This window comes from Streptomyces sp. NPDC052496, assembly GCF_040679095.1.
Classification (GTDB): domain Bacteria; phylum Actinomycetota; class Actinomycetes; order Streptomycetales; family Streptomycetaceae; genus Streptomyces.
This window is the reverse complement of the sequence record NZ_JBFAUH010000041.1, coordinates 1-19,152: the sequence shown is the minus strand read 5'-3', so window position 1 is coordinate 19,152 and position 19,152 is coordinate 1. Positions and strand designations below refer to the sequence as shown.

Genomic DNA, 19,152 nt, shown 5'->3' with positions numbered 1-19,152 from the left:
TGGGTTCGTCATGCGTCCGATTGCAGCAACGGGGCCCGGGGGCGGTCCAAGACGCAGTTCCGATCTGCCTGATCAGCGAGGGTTATCAGCGAGGGCTGCCAGGGAGGGCTGCCAGGGGCTGCCAGATAGGGCCGTCAGCGAGGGCCGTCAGCGAGGGCTGCCAACGAGGACCGACAGCGAGGACCGACAGCGAGGACCGACAGTGAGGGCTGTCGACGAGGGCCGGGGTGGCTCCTCAGCCCCGCCCCTCAGCCCCCGCCCCCTCAGCCCCCGCCCCCTCAGTCCCCGCCTCTCAGTCCCCGCCTCTCAGTCCCCGCCTCTCAGCCCCCGCCCTCAGCGGCTCCCCTTCGTCGCACATCTCAGGGCAGGGCCGCCGCCACGAAGGCCCGGGCGGCCGGCGACAGCCCCGTACGGCGGCTGACCAGCCCGACGTTCAGCGTGGTCCGCGGCTCGATGTCCAGCACCCGGGCGCCGGTCTGCTCGGCCATGGCCCGCCAGGACTCGGTCACCACCGCCGACCCCACCCCGGCCAGCACCAGGGGGAGCAGGGCGACCCGGTGCTCGGTCTCGGCGGCGATGGTGAACATGACGCCGCGCTCGCGCAGACCGTCCACGTACGCACGCATCCCGGTACCCCGCTGCCCGACGATCAGCCGCTGACCCGCCAGTTCCTCGCAGGCCACGGCGCGCCGCCCGGCGAACGGGCCGTCGGGGGAGACCACGAGCACGAAGCGCTGCTCCCCGGTGGGCAGCGCCGTCACCTCCTGGTCCGGCAACGGGCCCACGGTGGCCAGCAGTCCGAGTTCGACCGCGCCGGTACGGACCATTTCGACCACGTCCCGCGAGGTGAACGCGGCCTTGATGGCCACGGACACCCCCGGGTGGCGGCTGCTGAAGGCGCGGATCATCGTGGTCAGCGGCTCCACCGCCTGGGACGGCATGGCGGCCACGTCCACCCGCCCCGTACGCAGTTCGTGCACCGCCGCGACGCTGGCCCGCGCGGTCGCCAGGCTGCGTACCGCCGCGCGCGCCGGTTCGATCAGGGCCCGGCCCGCCTCCGTGAGCACCGCGCGCCGGCCGATGCGGTGGAACAGGTCGCTGCCCAGGTCGCGTTCGAGCGCCCGGACCGTCTGGGACAGCGACGGCTGGGAGACGTACAGCGCCGCGGCGGCCCGGTGGAAGCCGCCCTGGTCGACGATCGCGAGAAAGTACTCCAGCTGCCGGATGTCCATCCGCCGATTCTCACCCGCACGGCCATCGGGCCCCGCCCCGCCCTTCCGTCGCCGCTCAGCCGCCCTCCGCCGGCTGGGGTAAGGCGCTGCCGCAGCCGGGGGCCAGTTCGGTGACCGTCCATGGCCGCCCGGACGCGGGCAGGGACGCCACCGCGGCCTCCACGTCGCGGTGGACGGGCAGCAGCCAGGCGGTGCCGGTACGGGCGGCCAGCTGGCGCGCCGCGGCACCGGCACCGACCAGCAGCACCCCGCCCCCGGTCGAGCGCAGCAGCATCGACAGGCGGGCCAGCGCCCCCAGCGCCTCCACGTCCAGCTCACCGGTCTCGGTCACGTCCACCAGGACGGTCGGGGTGGTCGCTCCGAAACGGACGGCCCTGACCAGGCGGGCGGCGGCGGACGACGGGTGGCCGGTGAGGGCGAGCAAGTGGTAACGGGAACCCGCGGCAGGCGTGGTCATGGCCGGCCACCTTTCGTCGGTGCGGTTCGGGAGGCAGGACGCACGCGTTTGCGGGTGCTCCGGCAACACGTGCGTTACGCCTCCGCAGACGTGGACGAAAATTAGTTCCCATTGCGTGGTCGCACGCTTGTGCGTGGCGGCGGTGGCTGTGGTGACTGTGGTGGTGCCAGTGGTGTGGAGGGGCTTGAGGGGTGCAGGTCCGGGCCCGGAACCGCGGCTCCCGGCCCAGTAGGCCGGCGGGCGCGTATCGGAGCGGAGTGCCGCTGCCCGGTGGCCCCGCCGGCCGCCCGGCCGTGCTCCTCTTCGGCGACACGTTCGGTCGCATCTCGCCTCATCGACGTGCACCGGGCGGTTTCGGGGGTACCGGTCCAGCCTCAGCGTCGTCGTAGGAGGCAGCAGCATGGCATTCAATCCGCTCCCGGAAGAAGGCAAGCCCGGCGGCACGGCCGGCCGCGCCGGCTCAGCGGACGGCTCGGCGGACGGCCCGGCGGACGGAACGTACGCACAGGGGGAGGAGGTGCCCATGCGGGGCTATGCCGTGCTGGCCGGTACCTACACGGCGGCCACGGCCCTGTTCGCGCTCGGCTACCGGAAGTCCGGACGTACGCTCCCCTCCCGTGTCCCTCCGTGGGACGTGCTGCTGCTGGGTGCGGCGACGTACAAGGCATCGCGACTGCTGGCGAAGGACAAGATCACCAGTCTCGTACGGGCGCCGTTCACCCGTCGGAAGGAGGCCGTCAGCGCCAGCGAGGTCATGGACGAACCCCGCGGACACGGCCTGCGCCTGGCCGCGGGCGAGCTGGTCGCCTGTCCCTTCTGCCTGGCCGCCTGGATCGGTACGTCGCTGGTATGCGGCTACGCGGTCGCCCCGCGAGCCACCCGGCTGGTCGCCTGCGGGCTGAGTGCCGTCGCGCTCTCGGACTGGCTCCAGTACGCCTGGAGTGTCACTCAGGAGCGGGCCGAGGGATGAGACGCCGGCCGACGACCATGATCACGTCCACGTCGATGGCCACGTCCATGACCATGACCACGTCCATGACCACGTCCACGGCTGCGGTCCCGACGCCGACCAGGGCACCCGACGCCGACCAGGGCACCCGACACCGACCACGGTTCCGGCTTCGACCACGGCCTCGGCTCCGGCCTCGGCTTCGGCGCATGCCCAGGAGCCCGGGGATTCAGAGCGTCGGCGGCTCCAAGGCGTACGTGGTGCCGCAGGCGCCGCACGCGAAGCGGCCGTTGAGGCCGTCGTTCGCGCTCTGGCACTCTGGGCAGGTGGCGGAGGTGAAGTAGACCGGGAGCGGTTCGCCCGCCCCCACACTTTCCTCCGTCGGGACACCATGGTTCTCTGTCATCCGGATGCTCCGCAGTTGCAAGACCAGCTGCCGTCGGGCCCTTGGATGACCTGGGCACCGCATCGGCTGCCCCACATGATGCCCTCCCCCCGGCCCCCGAAGTCCATGACTCCCCCAAGCACAGAGTGCGCCTACAAAAACATCACAAAACCCCCTAGGAACGGTTACGCCGAGGCCGTGGACGCGCGGAACCGGCGCACGATGCGCATACCGGAGCACGGGTCGTCATCAGGGGGCGCAGAAACCATCGACGGCGCACCCCGCCGCTGGCCCGCCGCCCCAGGAGCCACCGCACGACCAGGCTCCGGACGCCCTCCGGCCCGCGTCCGGAAACCTGGTCACCACCGCTTCACCCTCGGGGTCCTGCTCCCCTCATGGGGGGCTCTGCTTCCCTTGCGGGCCTCTATGCAGCGTGTGATGCTGCACGTCGCACCTGCCGCTGCACTCCCTCCGCGGCGCTCGGCCTCACCCGCATCGCTTCCCGCCCCTCCTGACGGCCGTCGGCTCCGAAGCCTCTGCCAGGGCGTGCGCGTGCTTCGGGAGCAGCAGCATCAGCGCTGCCGCCGCGACGTAGAACGCGACCTGCCAGGGCAGGACGGCGGAGAACGCCTCTCCGTACGCTGCGAGCGGGGGAGACCCGGCAGCCGAAGACGCTTCGAGCGAGGCGAAGAAACCTACGCCCAGAACAGCCACCCCGACCGCGTTCCCGACCTGGCCGACGGTGGTGAGCGCGCCGCCGGCAGCACCCGCGTCCCGTGCGGGTACTCCCGCGAGGACGACGTTGACCAGTGACGGCGACGTCAGCCCCAGCCCGAGCCCGCCGACGAACAAGGGCAACGCCAGTTGCCAGTACGCGGGTTCGGCTCCGCCCCGTACGACGAACAGCAACAGGAGCTGCGAGGCGGCGAGAATGAGCGAGCCGGTGACGAGCAGCCGACGGCCGGCGCGCGCGGCCAGCTGTACGCCGGCTCCGGACGTGAGGGTCGAGCCGACCGCGTACGGAAGGATGACCGCCCCGGCTTCCAGGGCCGAGCGTCCCGTGCCGTACTGGAGGTAGAGCGACAGCAGCAGGAAGAACGAGCCGATGGCGCCGAAGAACAGCGCGGAGGCGGCCAGGCCGCTGCTGAAGGCCCGTACCCGCAACAGGCCCGGGTCGAGGACGGGTTGGCCCCCGCGCGCGACCAGACGGCGCTCCCTCCTGAGGAACAGCGCCGTGACCGGCACGGACAGGGCCAGCAGGACGAAGCCCCACCAGGGCCAGCCCCACTCGCGGCCCTGGACCAGGGGCAGCAGGACGCACACCGCCGCCAGCGCGGCGAGCGCCGCGCCGGGCAGGTCCAGCCGGGCCCTTCCGGCCGCGTTCGACTCCGGCAGGAACCGCAGGCCGAGTACGAGTCCGGCCGCCGCGACCGGAACGTTCACCCAGAAGATCGTCCGCCAGCCCAGGCCGAACACGTCCGCGTCGACGAGCAGGCCGCCGAGCAGCGGCCCCGCCACCGACGCGAGCCCGAGCACCGCGCCGTACGCGCCGAACGCCTTCGCCCGGACGGCCGGCGCGAACGACGACCGGATGATGCCGAACACCTGCGGAACCATCAGCCCGCCCGCCAGCCCCTGGGCGACGCGGGTGACGACGAGGACCACCGGGTCCGGGGCGAGCGCGCAGGCCGCCGAGGTGACCGCGAAAGCCGCCAGCCCGATCAGGAAGACGCGGCGCCGTCCGAACTGGTCACCGACGCGCCCACCGGTGATCAGACCGGCGCCGAGCGCGAGGGTGTACCCCGCGACGGTCCACTGCAACGTGGCCGCACCGGCGCCCAGCCCCTCGGCGATGGCCGGAGCGGCGACCGTGATGATCGTCGCGTCGAGAAGCTCCATGAAGGAGGCGATGAGCACCACGACGAGGGCCACCACGGCGGAGGAACCGGAGACGGCGGCCACATCCGGCCCGGGCCCGGCTCCTGCCTCGTCCCTTGGGCCGCCTCCTGCGTCGCTTCCTGTGTCGCCTCCTGCGTCGACTCCTGCCTCGCCCGCTGCCTCTCCTTGTTCCGGGCCGGACGCGGATGCGCCCCGCTGCTGTGACGTTCGTGCTGCGGATGAATGGGTCATGCACGCCAGCGTCACAGGAGTACCGGCCACATGATGGCCGATACTCCTGGCACGGTTGAGCCATGGCAGAGACATCGGCGCGCCTCCTCCTGCTGCTCTCCCTGTTCCAGTCCCGACGCGAATGGCCGGGTCAGGTACTGGCGGAACGCCTGGAGGTGAGCCCGCGCACCGTGCGCCGGGACATCGGCCGGTTACGGGAACTCGGCTATCCCGTACGCGTCACCAAGGGGCCGGGAGGCGCGTACCGCCTGGACGCGGGGGCGAAGATCCCGCCCCTGCTGTTCGACGACGAACAGGCCATCGCGGTCGCCGTCGCACTGCAGACCGCCCCTTCCACGGTGGCCGGTCTCGGTGAAGCGGCCGCCCGCGCGCTGGCCACCGTCCGCCAGGTCATGCCGGAGCGGCTGCGGCGGCGGGTCGACTCGGTACGGGTGACGTCCATCGACAACGCGTGGGACCTCGCGGCGCCGCCGGTCGACTCGCGGGTGCTGCTCGCCGTGGGCGCGGCCGTCCGCCACTGCGAGGTACTGACCTTCGACTACGCGGACGGCCTGGACGGCCCGGATGGTGCGGACAGCCCGGACGGTCCGGACGGCCTGGACGGTCCGGACGGCCCGGGCAGCCCGGGCAGCCCGGACAGCCCGGACGGTCCGGAATTGTCCTTCCGCGTGGAGCCGCACCACCTCGTCATGTGGTCCGGCCGCTGGTACCTCGTCGCGTGGGAGGTGCGGCGCTGCCGTTGGCGTACCTTCCGGGTCGACCGGGTCACGCCGCACGCCCCCACCGGGCTCCGCTTCGCGCCGCGGGAACTGCCCGGCGCCGACGTCGCGGCGTTCGTCGTCGGCCAGCTCGACCGCGGAGACGTTCCCGAACAGTGGGCCTGCCACGGCGAAGTGATCCTCGACGCCCCCGCCGCGGTCGTCGCCCGCTGGGCGCCCGGCGGCGCCGTGGTCGAGGAAGTCGCCCCGGACCGCTGCCGGCTCGGCCTCGGCGCGTGGTCGTGGCCGGGACTGGCGGCCCTGATCGGCACCTTCGGCTGCGACATCGAGGTGATCGGCCCACCGGAACTCGCCGCCGCGTGCGAGGAACTGGCCCACCGGTACGCCGCGGCAGCGCGGCGTCACGCGATGACGCCGCCGGTCAGCTGCCGTGTGCCGTGAGGGCGTACCCCTCGGGACCGGCGAAGGTGAAGGCGCGGCCGAAAGGGGTGTCCTGCGGCGGGCTGAGGATGGTCACGCCGGCGGCGCTGAGCTGGTCGTGCAGCTCCTGGGCGTCCGTGGTGCGGAACCACAGGGCCACGCCGAGGCCGGGCCGGGCGGCCCCGTCCAGCTCCACTCCCGGCAGCGGCTCACGGACGGCGAACGCGACCGGCTCGGTGGCGAACACCACCGCGCCGGGCGGCGAAGCGGGGGCCCGGCGCAGACCGAGGTGCTTCTCGCAGAAGGCGGCTGCCGCTTCGACGTCGCGTACCTGGAGAGCGAGGAAGTCGGGGCCGAGGAGGGTGGCGGTCATAGGGGCCTCATTTCAGGGTGATCAGGCGCGGCGGAAATCCGTGCCGGATGACGGATGCCGGATGCCGGATAACGGGAGGGGATGTCAAAACTCTGACACCTGGAATGTAGGTGCACCCGGAAGCTGTGTCAAACTCCTGACATGCCCGGGGGCTGGCCACTTGACCACCGAGGCCCGTCCAATTCCGAGGCGGTGCCACCCGTGGGACGAGCCCCCGCCGCCGCGATGTCGCGGAACATCAGCAGGGGCTCGCCGTGGGCCGGGCTGGCGCGGACCCGCGCCTGTGCGGGTGTCAGCCCGCGGTGTCGGTCTGCCAGATCGGGCCGCCGTCGGAGTTGTAGATGACGACATTGCCGTCGTCCTGCACGGAGAAGGTGGCTCCGTGGTTCCCGCTGGTGTCGGAGTGCCAGATCTGCCGGCCGCTGGTGTCGTAGACGACGAGGTCACCGTCCATCTCGAAGGCGGCCGTGTCGCCGTTCGGATACACGTTGTCGGCCTGCCAGGCCGCCTTGCCGTGGCGGTAGACGACGAAGTTGCCGTCCTCCTGCAGGCGCAGCAGGGTGTTGCCGTCGCCGGATGTCCAGGCCTGGTTCCGGCGGATCACTGTCCTGGCCCGGAAGTCCGCGTTCGCCATGTTCTTCCCCTCGGTCCGGCCGCGGGGCCGCTCCCCGGGCCGCCAGTCAACGTAGTCCCGCGGATCCGGGGCACCGCAGGGCGAATGACGCCGACTGGTTCGCTCGGCGCGCAGGCCGGGGATACGGCCACCTGGCGGTTCCGTCCCGAACCGCCGTTCCCTCGTGGGGGAGGGGCGCCGGTGAGGGCTGAGGGGTGCGGTGCCGGCTGCGACGCGGGAGGGGGAGAATCTTCGGCGGAATCCGATCCGTACGGAGACGTCTGCGGGCCCATGAGTCCCGCACGGCAGTTGGGCCCCAGCCACGCACCCCTGAGCCGGCCCGCCGAAACTGGCGCGCTTGTCACCCTGCGGCCCACGAACGCGGACCGACGAACGCGGACCGACGAACGGGAAGCGACGAACGGGAAGCGACAAACGAGGAGCGACGATCGTGCGGCCACGAACGGGCAGCAACGATCGGGCAGCAATGAACGGGCAGCAATGAACGGGCAGCAATGAACGGCCGCCATCACCCGACCCGTCGGCCGGGCTCGTCCAGCCACACGCTGTGCGTGCCGTCGGTCTCCACGCTCAGGCCGAAACGTGGGAGGTCCGGCCGACCGTGAGTACGCCACCAGGTGTACGCGGTGACGGCCTCCCGCCACAGGTCGCGCGGCCCCCAGACGCGGACCGCACCCCGCCGCCACCAGGCGTCGTACGACACGACGGCGGCCGACGTACCGGACTCGTCCCAGAGCTGGACCTGCCGGTCCGCCCCGTCGCCGCGGTGGGTGTAGTCGATGTCGCGTACGTGCAGGCCGATGGCGAAGTCCTGCTGCCAGCTGCCCTGGAGCACTTCCGCCGGGTCCAGGGGCGAGGCGCGCGGGCGGGAGCCGTCCGGTACGTCGATCACACGGCGGGGTCGCTGGCCCCGGACCCACATGTAGTGAGCGCTGCCGACGAACGTCCCCTGGGCGCGGCCGTCCCGTACCCGCAGTTTGAGCAGGCCCGCGTTGGCGTACGCCGTCCCGAAGGGAGTGAGGATCACCCCTCCGTCGGCGGTCTGCGCCAGCCACGCCGTAGGGATGCGCCGGACCGACGCCGTACTGAGGACACGGTCGTACGGGTCCAATGCCGCCCGGTCCGGCGGGCCGCCCGCCAGCCCGTCGCCGCAGACGGCCCGCACCGACGCGTACCCGGCCCGCTTGAGGTTGTCCGCGCCCCACGCGGCGAGCACCGGATCCACCTCCACGGTCGCCACCCGCGCGCTGCCGACCCGCTCGCACAGCAGCGCCGTGTTGTAGCCGGACGCCGTGCCGATCTCCAGGACGCGGTGGTGCGGTTCGAGATCCAGGTGGCACAGCTTCTCGTACGCGATGTCCAGCGCGGACACGGACGAGGTGAAGTCGCCGCGCGCCGGTCCGTCGGGCGCGGTGGCCCCGTCGTCCATCTGCACGATCGCGGAACGGCGGGTGTCCCACACGGCCCGCCGCCACCGTTCCTCGTCCTCCTCCCGGTCCAGCAGCGGACAGCGGCCGTCGTCCCGGGCGGGCAGCCCCCAGAACCGGGAGGGCACGAACCGCTCCCGATCCACCGCGTCGAACGCCTCCGCCAGCCACGGCCGGCGGAAGGCCCCCTTCGCGGCGAGCGCGGTGCGCGCCACGTCGCGCCAGCACACCGCCGCGTCTTCGTCTCGCCGGCGCACCGCTACTTCTTCTTGCCCGGGTTGTCGCCGTCCGGACTGGGCGGATCGGGCGGCGGCGTCCACGGCTTGTCGGACGGCTCGCCCCGGTGATTTCCCACACTGCCTCCTCATGGCCGGTCGGAACGGGCCCAGTCTGCCCCGGGAATCGGCCTTCCAGACCCTGCTGTACGGCGACCACTCGCGAGAGCGTGACGTACGGTCATCGCGTTCGAACCGCACACCCGCACACCCGCACACCCGTAGGCCCGCACGCCCCGGCAAAGGAAGCATGCTGATGAGCACGGTGGAAAACGTCGACATCCCGGACGCCCTGACCGCTTCGTACGGCAGGAGCGACACCGGGCGAGCCTGGCTCGCCGGTCTGCCCGCCCAGGTCGCGCGGTTCCTCGAACGCTGGGAGCTGAGGCGGGACGGTGCGGCCGCTTCCGGGATGGCCTCACTCGTACTGCCGGTCGTACGGACGGACGGGACGCGCGCCGTGCTGCGGTTACAGCCGCCCACGGAGGAGACCGACGCCGCGCTGATCGGACTGCGTACCTGGAACGGCGACGGTGCCGTACGGCTGCTGGGCGACGATCGCGCGAGCGGCGTCATGCTGCTGGAGCGGCTGGACGGATCCCGGACGCTCGCGTCCGTCGCGGACGACGACACCGCGATGTCCGTCCTGGCCGGGCTGCTGCGGCGCCTGGTCTCCGTCCCCGCCCCGGCGGGCCTGCGCGGACTCGGCGACATCGCCGCCGGCCTGCTGGAGCAGGTACCCACGGCGGTGCCGGCACTGTCCGACCCCGTCGACCGGCAGCACCTGCGGACCTGGGCGTCGGTCGTGGCCGACCTGGCGGACGAACCGGGGGACCGGTTGCTGCACTGGGACCTGCACTACGACAACGTGCTGGCCGGGGAGCGCGAACCATGGCTCGCCATCGACCCGGAGCCACTGGCCGGCGACCCCGGCTTCGACCTGTGGCCCGCGCTGGACAGCCGCTGGGAGGAGATCGCCGCGACGGGGGCGGCCCACCGCGTGGTACGGCGCCGGTTCGACCTGCTCACCGATGCACTCGGCCTGGACCGCGAGCGGGCGGCCGGCTGGACGCTGGGCCGGCTGCTGCAGAACTCCCTGTGGGACATCGAGGACGGGGCGACGTCCCTCGCCCCGTCCCAGGTCACCGTCGCGGAGGCGTTGCTGCACCGGTAGGCGCGACGCCCGGCCCGCTCCTGCCGTACCCCGCCCCACGCCGCCCCGTGACTCACACCACAGCCGTAACGCCGAAACGCCGGGTGTAAGGGCGGCCGGCCGGGACACACGAGCGGCAGTGCTTCGGAACCGTAGGCACCCTTCCCTTTTTCGGCCGAGGGGCCCGTCTGCCGTTTTCCGGACCGGCCTCCGGCCTGCCTGTGGACCACCACACCTGAGCGGCAAAGGAGAGCCGGCGATGGCCACCCCCGCGACCGCGCGTACCCATGAGCGCGGTGCCAACGATGTCGACACCAGCGACGAGTTCCGTCTGCTGGCCACGCTGGAGGAGGGGCCGGTCAAGGAGCAGATACGCCGACGCATCATCACCGCCTGGCTGCCGATGGCCCACCGTCTGGCGTACCGGCTGCGGGAGCGCGGCGAGCACCTCGACGACCTCAAGCAGGTCGCCGCCCTGGGCCTGGTCAAGGCCGTCGACCGGTTCGATCCCGAGCGCGCCGACGCGTTCGAGCAGTTCGCCGTGCCCACCATCACCGGCGAGCTGAAGCGGCACTTCCGCGACCACACCTGGCACGTGCACGTGCCGCGCCGGATCCAGGAACTGCGCAACAAGGTCCGTATCGCCGTCAAGGAACTCAGCACCACCCTGGACGGGCGTACACCCAGCACCGAGCAGATCGCCGCGTACACCCAGCTGCCCGAGAAGGACGTCACCCTCGGGCTGAGGGCGCTGGAGAGCTACCGGTCCCTGTCCCTGGACGCCGCCCTCGACCACGGCGGTGAGAGCCGTGACGACCACACCCTGATGCACGTCCTCGGCGCGCTCGAAGACGCCTTCGCGCTCGTCGAGGACCGCGAGACGGTCAAGCCGGTACTGGCCCGGCTGCCCGAGCGGGACCGCCGCATCCTGTACCTGCGGTTCTTCGAGGACATGACGCAGAGCGCCATCGCCGCCGAACTGGGCGTGTCGCAGATGCACGTCTCGCGCCTGCTCAACCGGGCGCTGTCCCGGATACGCGCGGAGGCGACGCGGGCCCCGGCGGAGAAGTACCGCAAGGCCGCCTGAGCCGTGGTGCCCGTACGGCGCGGACCGCGAGCCCGCCCCTGATCCGTGACCCATCGGGACGGACGGGGCATGCGGTGTGGCCGCGCCGACGGGGTACCGAGTGAGAACGTACGGTCCTCCGACGGAAGCGGACCGGAAGAGGATGGAGTGGAACGGAGCGTGCATGGCCGGTCAGACGCGGAAGCAAGAGCTTCCGGCGCGTAAGCGGAACCGTGGGACGGACGAACGGGAGGACCGGCCCGCATGGCGGGGCTCCTCGGAAGGGCACCGTGAGCAGCCCGCGGCGCAGGGGCGCGTCGCCCGTGCGCGGCAGTGGTGGACCCGGGCCTGGGGCTCGGCGGGACACGAACGCCACACCCTGCTGCTGATCGGCAAGAGCACCCTGGCGGCGACCATCGCCTGGGTGTGCTCCTACAACCTGCTCGACGCGGAGTCGCCGGCGTTCGCACCGTTCTCCGCCGTTCTGATCATGCAGGTGACGGTGTACCAGTCCCTGCTGCAGTCGCTGCGGTACGTGGGCGCCGTGGCGACCGGCGTCGCCGTGCAGGCGGCGCTGGGCTACCTGGCCGGCCCCGACCTGCTCACCTTCGCGCTCGTGGCGGTGGTGGCGCTCACCATCGGGCGGTGGCCCGCCCTGGGGTCGCAGGGTACCCAGGTGGCGACGGCGGCCTTCTTCGCCTTCTCCACCTACGTCCAGGCGCCGGCCGGCCTCGGCAAGATCACCCACCTCGGGCAGATCATCCTGCTGGTCCTCATCGGGTGCGGCGTCGGCGTCCTGGTCAACGTCACCCTGGTGCCCCCACTGCGCTACCGCAGTGCCGAACACGGGATCCACACGCTCGCCCGCGCCCTGTGCGACCTGGTCAGCGACATGTACCCGGCGATGCGCGAAGGGGAGATGGAGAAGGAACGCATCAGCCACTGGCGCGACCGGGCCGAGCAGACCGGCGGGCTGATCAGCCAGGCCGAGAACGGGCTGCGGACGGCCCGGGAGAGCCTCTACTACAACCCGCGCAACCGCCTGGGCCGCCACCGGGGCCGGACGAACTTCGAAGGGTACGGCGCGGTGCTCAAGGCGCTGGAACGGACCATGTACCAGGTGGCCTCGCTCACCCGCAGCCTCGACCAGTGGCGCCAGGACGGCGGCGAACAGGACCGGCGCTTCCTGAGCCGCTACGCCGACTTCCTGGAGTCGGTCTCCCGGATCACCCAGGTCCTCGGGCAGGTGAACGAGGACTCGCTGGCCGACCAGACCGGCGAACTGTGCGAGCTCACGGACCAGGCGCAGGAGTACTGCCGCCGGGTGACCGAACAGGCCGCGCAGGACGGGCTGCCGCTGACTGACCCGGCGTACCCGTACGGAGTGCTGGTGGTGGAGGCCACCCGGCTGATGGACGAGTTCCAGTACACCTGCTCGGTGCTCCGGCGGCAGGCCGACGCGTGAGGGCGGGAGGACGGCCGCCGGCAGCAGGGGGGGCGGCCCCCGCCGCCGGCGGCCCCCCCCGACGGCGGCGGCCGTCCTCCCTCCGCCGCCGTCGGCCGCCCTGGCTGCCGCCGGCCCCCGCTCCCGTCGGATTCCCCCAGCTGCCGACCTGTCCGAGTGATCTTCAGCGCCGGACGGCACGGCGCAGGACGGCGCCCAGTTCGGCGATCTGCCGCTGCGACACCTCGGCGGACAGGATCGCCTGCGACCCGTGGAACGTGCCTGGCCACTGATGCAGCTCGACCGGTACCCCCGCCCGCAGCATGCGCAGCGCGTACGTGATGTCCTCGTCGCGGTTCGGGCAGAGCTCGGCGGTGGCGACGTAGGCAGGGGGCAGGCCGGACAGGTCGTCGGCGCGTGCCGGGGCCGCGTACGGGGTGGCGGGGCCGGGCCCCAGATAGTGCCGCCACGCCGCGGCGACCTTGTCGCGGGTCATCCAGGGCGTGGCGGTGAAGTTCCGCTGCGACCACGTCTCCTGGCGGTCGTCGAGCTGGGGCTGGTTGAGCAACTGGTAACAGATCGCGGGCCCCCGTTCGTCACGCGCCCGTAGCGCCAGTGCCGCCGCGAGCCCGCCGCCGGCACTGTGGCCGCCGACCGCGATCCGTTCCGCGTCGAAGCCGAGTTCCGCCGCGTGCTCGGCAGCCCAGGCCAGTACGGCGTACGCGTCGTCCAGGGCGGCCGGGAACAGGTGCTCGGGAGCCAGCCGGTAACCCACCGAGATCACCACCGCGCCGGAGAGCGCCGCGAGCCGGGCGGCCCACGGGTGCTCGGTCTCCAGGTCGCCCATGACGAACCCGCCGCCGTGCAGCCAGACCACGGCGCCCCGCGCGTGGCGCGGACGATAGATCCGCACCGGTACGTCCGGGCCGGCGGACACCGTACGGTCCTCGACGTCCATACCGGAGGTGTCCGGCGCCGGAACGGAGGCTGCCAGCCCGGCCAGGTTCTTGCGCTCGGCGACCGGGTCGGTCAGATCGGCCTTGGGGAACAACGGGATGAACGCTTCGAGTTCGGGATCCATGCCGTCCATCCTCGCGGTCGTCCCGCCCGCGTTCATCCGCCACCCGTCGGGCATCCCGCGGAGATCACGCACCGATCGGCGCACCGGCACCCCGCACCGGCATCACACGCCGGCACCGCGCACCGATCGGTACACCAGCATCGCGCACCGTCCGCCGTCGTTAGTCCTTTCAACCGACAAGGAGAACGACATGCCTGCTGGAAACACCACCAACACCCCGTACCGGCCTGATGAAGTGCAACGACCCGATGAAGTGCAACGGCCTGGTTCAGTGCAACGGCCTGGTTCAGTGCAACAGCCCGACGAGTCGCAACGGCCTGATGCAGTGCAACTGTGCATCCGCAACGACTGGTTCGAGAGCGGCTGGGAGGTGGTCCTGCCGCTCCACCAGGCCATGTGGACGGCCATGCTGCTCAGCACCGCGGTGGCTGCGAACCTGGCGGGCGACCTCGACACCGTCGTCGGACGGATCTCCGTCGACGCCCCGGCAGTTGTCTCGTACCGGCTCGGCGACCAGGGGTTGGAGTCGCCGCTGGTGTGGCCGGACATGGAGGCCGTCGAGGTGGCGGCGAGTCCGGAGGAAGCCGCGCAGATCATCGCGGACGCGGAGACGCGCCGTGCGTGGTGCGAAGAGGCGCTGCGCGCGGCCGGACTGGCGATGCCGTCCACCGTGCGGGACCTGGTGGCCGTCATGCAACGCCTGGGCATCGTCCGGTACCACGAGGCAAACGGCGGGTATTGGACGATGCCCGCCAAGTTTCCCCGGCCGGAGGATGTGCTGCCCCTGCCGGAAGGGCTGGCCGGGTGGCTGCGGGACTTCCGGAAGGTGAAGGCCGTCGGGCCGGCCGAGGATGCCCTGCTGGAGTACGCCGCCCGTACGCTGGGCTGCCCGGCACAGTTCGTCACGACGCTGCAACGGCTGAAGCGCGCCACCGGTTTCGGCACGAACAAGCTGCGGGCCGCCCTGGACCGCCTCGCCACGGACACGGGCGAGATCCGGCTGTACCGCGGACAGCCCCCGGTCGCCGTCGCGGTGAAGGACCTGACCGCGAACAGCCGCTTCCAGATCGCCGTGGACTGGGACCGCATCAACCTCGATTCCCTCTCCCTCCTGTGACGCCGCCCGGGCTGGGCCGGTACGGGGTTCCTCGTTCCGGGCCTGCCGTATTTTCGTGGGCCGGCTCGGGGACGGCGGAGCGGGCTCGGTGAAGGTGCCGCCGTGGCCGGCGCGGCGGTCGGCCTCGTCTCACCCTGTACCTGGCGATCGCGCGCCCGGCCGGTGCGATGCTGCCGGAAAACCTTCTGCTCGCGGCAGTCCTGCACCTGACGCGGTGGCGACGGGCGCCGGTTCAGGGCGCTCAGTGGAGATGCTGTGAGCGGTGATGCCGCCATACTCGGCGGAGACTTTGTGGACGGCGGTGTCGCCTCACTCGGCAGAGGCCTTCTGGACGGTGGTGTCGCCTCACTCGGCGGAGACCTTGTGGACGGTGGTGTCGTCGGGGTCCAGTCGTCGCCCGTCCGCGGACCGTACCTCCAGCGCGGGCAGGGTACGGCCCTGCCGGCGGTCGACCAGCTGTGAGTGCGGCTCGCCGGGGGCGAAGAAGTTCTGTTCGCCCCACTGCCGCAGTGCCACGATGACGGGGAAGAGCGCCTTGCCCTTGGGAGTCAGTACGTACTCGCGGTAGGCGCTGCCGTCCGAGGCGGGCACGGATGAGAGGACGCCGCCGGCGACGAGCGTGCGCAGGCGTGCGCTGAGGATGTTCTTCGCCACGCCGAGACTGCGCTGGAACTCCCCGAAGCGCCGGCTTCCGTCGAAGGCGTCCCGCACGATCAGCAGGGACCACCAGTCGCCGATCGCGTCCACCGACCGGGCGACGGGGCAGTCGCTGTCGTCGAAGCGTGTCCTGGTCACCATGGCGGTCCTCCTTCGATCCGACGGTGGTTGCAACATGCTACCGCAAGGGCTACCTTTCCCCTCGTTGGTAGCAAGTTGAAACCAGGCCAGGCCGGGTTGTACCCGAGGTGCGAAGGGTGGGGGCTGATGTCGATGCCCACTGACGGTGCGGGCGGCGAGGCCGTGACACGACGGAATGCGGCTCGGAACGGGGGAAGTTCCGCGTCCGGCCTGCCCCGTGGCGTCGTCGCGCTGTTCGCCGTCGCCTGCGGAGCGGCGGTGGCCAACGTCTATTTCTCCCAGCCGCTCTTGGTGACCATGGGCCACGACCTCGCCATGAGCCCGGCGCTCATCGGCAGCGTGGTCACTCTGACCCAGGTCGGTTACGGGCTGGGGCTCTTCCTCCTCGTACCGCTGGGCGACGTGGCCGACCGTCGACGGCTCATCGTGACCCAGCTGGTGCTCCTGGTAGCGGCGCTGGCCGTGGTGGCCACCGCCCGAACGGCGGCGGTCCTGCTCGCGGGCATGGCCGCGACGGGGCTGCTCGCGGTCGTCACACAGACGCTGGTGGCCTTCGCGGCAGCGCTGGCCGCGCCCGCCGCGCGCGGCCGGGCCGTCGGCGTGGTCACCAGCGGCGTGGTCGTCGGCATCCTGCTCGCCCGCACCGCCTCCGGCCTGCTGGCCGATCTCGCGGGCTGGCGCTCCGTCTACCTCGCCTCGGCGTCGCTCACCGCTGTGCTCGCCCTGGTCCTGTACCGCGTGCTGCCGCGGCACAGCGCCGCCCCGCCGGCAGCGTTGCGCTACGGTCAGCTCCTGCGCTCCACGGTCACCCTGTTCGCACGGGAACGGCTGCTGCGGCTGCGGGCCCTGTTCGGCCTGCTGGTCTTCGCCGCGTTCAGCACCCTGTGGAGCAGCGTCGCACTGCCGCTCAGCGAGGCCCCGTACTTCCTGTCCCACAGTGCGATCGGGGCGCTGGGACTGGTCGGTGCGGCCGGCGCCCTGGCCGCGACCGTGGCGGGCCGGCTGAACGACCGCGGGCTCTCCCGGCGGACCACCGGCATCGCCCTGGCCCTGCTCGCCGTCTCGTGGCTGCCTCTGTCCGCCACCCGCAGTTCGCTCTGGGCCCTGGTCGCCGGGGTGATCCTCCTCGACCTCGCCGTACAGGCCGTCCATGTCACCAACCAGACGCTGATCCACGCGCTGCACCCGGACGCGGGGAGCCGGCTGATCGGCGGGTACATGGTCTTCTACTCGATCGGCAGCGCCACCGGTGCCGTCGCCGCGACCTCCCTCTACGCGGTGGCGGGCTGGGGCGCCGTGTGCGCGCTGGGCGCCGCGTTCAGCTGCCTCGGGCTCGCGCTGTGGGTGTTCACCCGGCGCGGAGACCCGGCGGGGCCGAACGCTGAGGCGGTGTCGCGCAGCGGGAGTTGAACGTTCCCCGCAAATCCCGGTCGGCTTGCCCCGTCTGCGCCCGTCTTGGGCCTACTTGTTCCCTCCCCCCCCACGACCGTCCCCGCCGCCCCAGCGGGCCGCTGAACGGGTGAGTGCCCGTGCCCGGTGCGCCCCTCCGCCGGTTGTCCCCAGGACGCGCGCGAAAGTTCGAGGGCTCGAACGCTCGGAGGTGTACGTGGAATCGGCGGAGCTGCGAGACCGGGAGGACGGGGCGGGGCGGACCCTGGCCGTCGGAGTCGTCGCCGCACGTACCGGGCGGCTGGCGGGCCTGGGAGACCCGCTCGACTTTGCGGCGTCCTTCCTGAGGCCCAGACTCACCCGGCTCACCAACGGGGGCCGTACCTATCCTGTGCGCCTGGTGTGCCGGGACAGCCGGTCCACCGCGGACGGCGGACGGCAGGCGGTGCGCGAGCTGGTGGCGGACGAAGACGTACGGATCGTCGTGACGCTGGCCGGCACCCAGGTGCTGCCGGCCGTCGCCGACGCCTGCGAGGAGGCGGGTGTGCCGTGCGTGTCGAGCGCGTTTCCGTGGCAGGTGTACTACTACGGGCGCGGAGCGGGCGACGCCACACCGTTCCGTCACACGTACCACTTCTGCTGGGGACTCGACACCATCGCCGACACCTTCGCGGACCTGTGGGAAGCGGTCGGCGGCCCGGGGCGCACGGTGGGCTGCCTGTGGAACGACGGGCCGCAAGGGGCGTGGTCCCGCGACGCGGAGCGGGGCTTCGCCCCCGTGGCCCGGGCTCGTGGCCACCACCTGGTGGACCCGTCGGCCTACACCGAACCCGCCACCGACCTCTCCGGCCACGTCGCGGCGTTCGCCGCCGCCGGCGCGGACCTCGTCACCAGCGCGGCCACCGGCCGTGACCTGGCCCTGTTCCGCGCCACCGCGGCCGAACTCGGCGCCACACCCCGGCTCATCACCTGCTCGCGCTGGCTCGCCTACCCTCCCTCGGCCACCGGGCCCGCCCGACAGCCCGCGCAGGCGAACGTGGCGACCCTGGTCTACTGGACACCCGCCCACCCCTACCGCTCCTCCCTGGACGGCACGACCGCCGCCCAGCTCGCCGACGCCTACGAACAGGCCACGGGCCGGCAGTGGCTCCAGCCCCTCGGCCTGGCCCACGCCCTGTTCGAGGTCGCCGCCCACGCCCTGCGGACCGCCGACGACCCCACCGACCCGGCGGCGGTCGCCGCGGCGGTGGGCCGCACGCGCCTGGACACCGTCGCGGGCCGCCTGGACTGGACGGCGGGACCGGTACCGAACGTCGCGACCGTCCCGCTCGCCGGCGGACAGTGGCAGCCGGGCAGCCGTCACGATTACGAACTGGCGGTCGTGACCAACCCACACGTCGACGGCCTGCCCGTCGGCGCCGACCTCCTGGTGCACCGGTAGCGCCGCCCTTACAGCCGGTTTACCGCACTTCCATGCAGGATGGACAGGGTTTGCACCTGTCGCGCGGCGCAGCGCGTCACCTGAGGAAGGATCAGCTGTGGGCTCGTTCCCCGTCCCCGTCCCCGTATCGGTTGTTCTGTCCGCTCGACGGGGCCGCCGGGGCTGATCGCTGTGACTGCTTCCACCGAGCCGCATCCACCGGTGCCCCTGCGCCCGAAGCCCGCGGCCGGCCCGGAGCCCGCGCTCCGCCCGGTGCGATGGCTCCGGCCGACCATCCGGATACGGCTCACGCTGCTGTACGGCGGCATGTTCCTGATGGCGGGCATCGTGCTGCTGGCGATCATCTACCTGTTCGCGGCCAACACCCTCAAGGAGGGCACCCCGGAGTTCCAGGTCTTCGGCACGGACATCAGCGTGGGCAACGTCAACTGCCGGCACCTCCAGTCGGTCGCCACGGTCGACGACATCAACGCGGCCATCGGCGACTGTCTCCGCGACCGGCGCACCCTGGTGCTGCGGACCTTCCTCAACCGCTCGCTGCTGGCGCTGCTGGGGCTGACCGTCGTGGCGTTCGCCTTCGGGTACGCGATGGCGGGGCGGGTGCTGTCGCCGCTGGGCCGCATCACCCGGACCGCTCAGCGGGTGGCCGGTTCGGACCTGCA

General features: G+C 72.3%; 18 protein-coding genes and 1 pseudogene. 9 read left to right on the top strand and 10 right to left on the bottom strand.

Annotated features, from left to right (window positions below):
* Window positions 1-359: 359 nt before the first annotated feature.
* Both AB0L45_RS36110 and AB0L45_RS36105 read right to left on the bottom strand, forming a co-directional pair.
* Complete coding sequence (locus tag AB0L45_RS36110) at window positions 360-1,232, bottom strand: LysR substrate-binding domain-containing protein (RefSeq protein WP_365847772.1); 873 nt, start codon at window positions 1,230-1,232, stop codon at window positions 360-362.
* 55 nt (window positions 1,233-1,287) lie between these two features.
* Complete coding sequence (locus AB0L45_RS36105; RefSeq protein WP_365847770.1) at window positions 1,288-1,689, bottom strand: STAS domain-containing protein; 402 nt, start codon at window positions 1,687-1,689, stop codon at window positions 1,288-1,290.
* A gap of 400 nt (window positions 1,690-2,089) precedes the next feature.
* Here AB0L45_RS36105 and AB0L45_RS36100 point away from each other — a divergent pair, with 400 nt between their 5' ends.
* On the top strand, window positions 2,090-2,659 hold the full coding sequence (locus AB0L45_RS36100; RefSeq protein ID WP_365847768.1) for a DUF1360 domain-containing protein: 570 nt from the start codon (window positions 2,090-2,092) through the stop codon (window positions 2,657-2,659).
* Here AB0L45_RS36100 and AB0L45_RS36095 read toward each other — a convergent pair.
* From AB0L45_RS36095 to AB0L45_RS36085, 3 genes are all read right to left on the bottom strand, one after another.
* The gene (locus AB0L45_RS36095) at window positions 2,634-2,786 is read right to left on the bottom strand and encodes a hypothetical protein (protein WP_365847766.1); all 153 of its coding nucleotides are present in this window, start codon (window positions 2,784-2,786) and stop codon (window positions 2,634-2,636) included. The two genes, AB0L45_RS36100 and AB0L45_RS36095, sit on opposite strands and share 26 nt — an antisense overlap.
* A gap of 81 nt (window positions 2,787-2,867) precedes the next feature.
* Window positions 2,868-3,044, bottom strand: coding sequence for a hypothetical protein (locus AB0L45_RS36090; RefSeq protein WP_365847764.1), 177 nt, complete (start codon window positions 3,042-3,044; stop codon window positions 2,868-2,870).
* Window positions 3,045-3,509: 465 nt separating this feature from the next.
* Window positions 3,510-4,985: an MFS transporter gene (locus tag AB0L45_RS36085; RefSeq protein WP_365847762.1), complete on the bottom strand. Its 1,476-nt coding sequence runs from the start codon at window positions 4,983-4,985 to the stop codon at window positions 3,510-3,512.
* Between the two features lie 230 nt (window positions 4,986-5,215).
* Between AB0L45_RS36085 and AB0L45_RS36080 the strand changes: the two genes are divergently transcribed.
* Entirely contained in the window at window positions 5,216-6,313 is a 1,098-nt protein-coding gene (locus AB0L45_RS36080) for a WYL domain-containing protein (RefSeq protein ID WP_365847760.1), read from the top strand.
* Here the strand turns inward: AB0L45_RS36080 and AB0L45_RS36075 are convergent.
* The 3 genes from AB0L45_RS36075 to AB0L45_RS36065 form a co-directional block, all read right to left on the bottom strand.
* Window positions 6,294-6,665, bottom strand: a complete 372-nt coding sequence (locus tag AB0L45_RS36075) for a VOC family protein (protein ID WP_365847758.1) — start codon at window positions 6,663-6,665, stop codon at window positions 6,294-6,296. The genes AB0L45_RS36080 and AB0L45_RS36075 overlap by 20 nt on opposite strands.
* Window positions 6,666-6,957: 292 nt before the next feature.
* On the bottom strand, window positions 6,958-7,299 hold the full coding sequence (locus AB0L45_RS36070; protein ID WP_365847756.1) for a hypothetical protein: 342 nt from the start codon (window positions 7,297-7,299) through the stop codon (window positions 6,958-6,960).
* 508 nt (window positions 7,300-7,807) lie between these two features.
* Entirely contained in the window at window positions 7,808-8,983 is a 1,176-nt protein-coding gene (locus tag AB0L45_RS36065) for a protein-L-isoaspartate(D-aspartate) O-methyltransferase (RefSeq protein WP_365847754.1), read from the bottom strand.
* 274 nt (window positions 8,984-9,257) lie between these two features.
* Here AB0L45_RS36065 and AB0L45_RS36060 point away from each other — a divergent pair, with 274 nt between their 5' ends.
* The 3 genes from AB0L45_RS36060 (at window position 9,258) to AB0L45_RS36050 (ending at window position 12,685) form a co-directional block, all read left to right on the top strand.
* Window positions 9,258-10,175: an aminoglycoside phosphotransferase family protein gene (locus AB0L45_RS36060; protein WP_365847752.1), complete on the top strand. Its 918-nt coding sequence runs from the start codon at window positions 9,258-9,260 to the stop codon at window positions 10,173-10,175.
* Window positions 10,176-10,413: 238 nt separating this feature from the next.
* On the top strand, window positions 10,414-11,241 hold the full coding sequence (locus AB0L45_RS36055) for a SigB/SigF/SigG family RNA polymerase sigma factor (protein WP_365847750.1): 828 nt from the start codon (window positions 10,414-10,416) through the stop codon (window positions 11,239-11,241).
* Window positions 11,242-11,404: 163 nt separating this feature from the next.
* Window positions 11,405-12,685, top strand: a complete 1,281-nt coding sequence (locus AB0L45_RS36050; protein WP_365847748.1) for an aromatic acid exporter family protein — start codon at window positions 11,405-11,407, stop codon at window positions 12,683-12,685.
* Between the two features lie 163 nt (window positions 12,686-12,848).
* Here AB0L45_RS36050 and AB0L45_RS36045 read toward each other — a convergent pair whose 3' ends face one another.
* Entirely contained in the window at window positions 12,849-13,745 is an 897-nt protein-coding gene (locus tag AB0L45_RS36045) for an alpha/beta hydrolase (RefSeq protein ID WP_365847746.1), read from the bottom strand.
* 325 nt (window positions 13,746-14,070) lie between these two features.
* Between AB0L45_RS36045 and AB0L45_RS36040 the strand changes: the two genes are divergently transcribed.
* Window positions 14,071-14,862, top strand: coding sequence for a DUF6042 family protein (locus AB0L45_RS36040; protein WP_365847744.1), 792 nt, complete (start codon window positions 14,071-14,073; stop codon window positions 14,860-14,862).
* A 345-nt stretch (window positions 14,863-15,207) separates the two neighbouring features.
* Here AB0L45_RS36040 and AB0L45_RS36035 read toward each other — a convergent pair whose 3' ends face one another.
* On the bottom strand, window positions 15,208-15,660 hold the full coding sequence (locus tag AB0L45_RS36035) for a helix-turn-helix domain-containing protein (RefSeq protein ID WP_365847742.1): 453 nt from the start codon (window positions 15,658-15,660) through the stop codon (window positions 15,208-15,210).
* A gap of 126 nt (window positions 15,661-15,786) precedes the next feature.
* Between AB0L45_RS36035 and AB0L45_RS36030 the strand changes: the two genes are divergently transcribed.
* From AB0L45_RS36030 to AB0L45_RS36020, 3 genes and pseudogenes are all read left to right on the top strand, one after another.
* Window positions 15,787-17,070: an MFS transporter gene (locus tag AB0L45_RS36030; RefSeq protein WP_365847740.1), complete on the top strand. Its 1,284-nt coding sequence runs from the start codon at window positions 15,787-15,789 to the stop codon at window positions 17,068-17,070.
* 196 nt (window positions 17,071-17,266) lie between these two features.
* Window positions 17,267-18,490 carry an ABC transporter substrate-binding protein gene (locus AB0L45_RS36025; protein WP_365847738.1) on the top strand — a complete coding sequence of 408 codons (1,224 nt, stop codon included), beginning with the start codon at window positions 17,267-17,269 and terminating at the stop codon, window positions 18,488-18,490.
* A 201-nt stretch (window positions 18,491-18,691) separates the two neighbouring features.
* A pseudogene (locus AB0L45_RS36020) lies at window positions 18,692-19,152 on the top strand (two-component sensor histidine kinase); the annotation flags it as partial.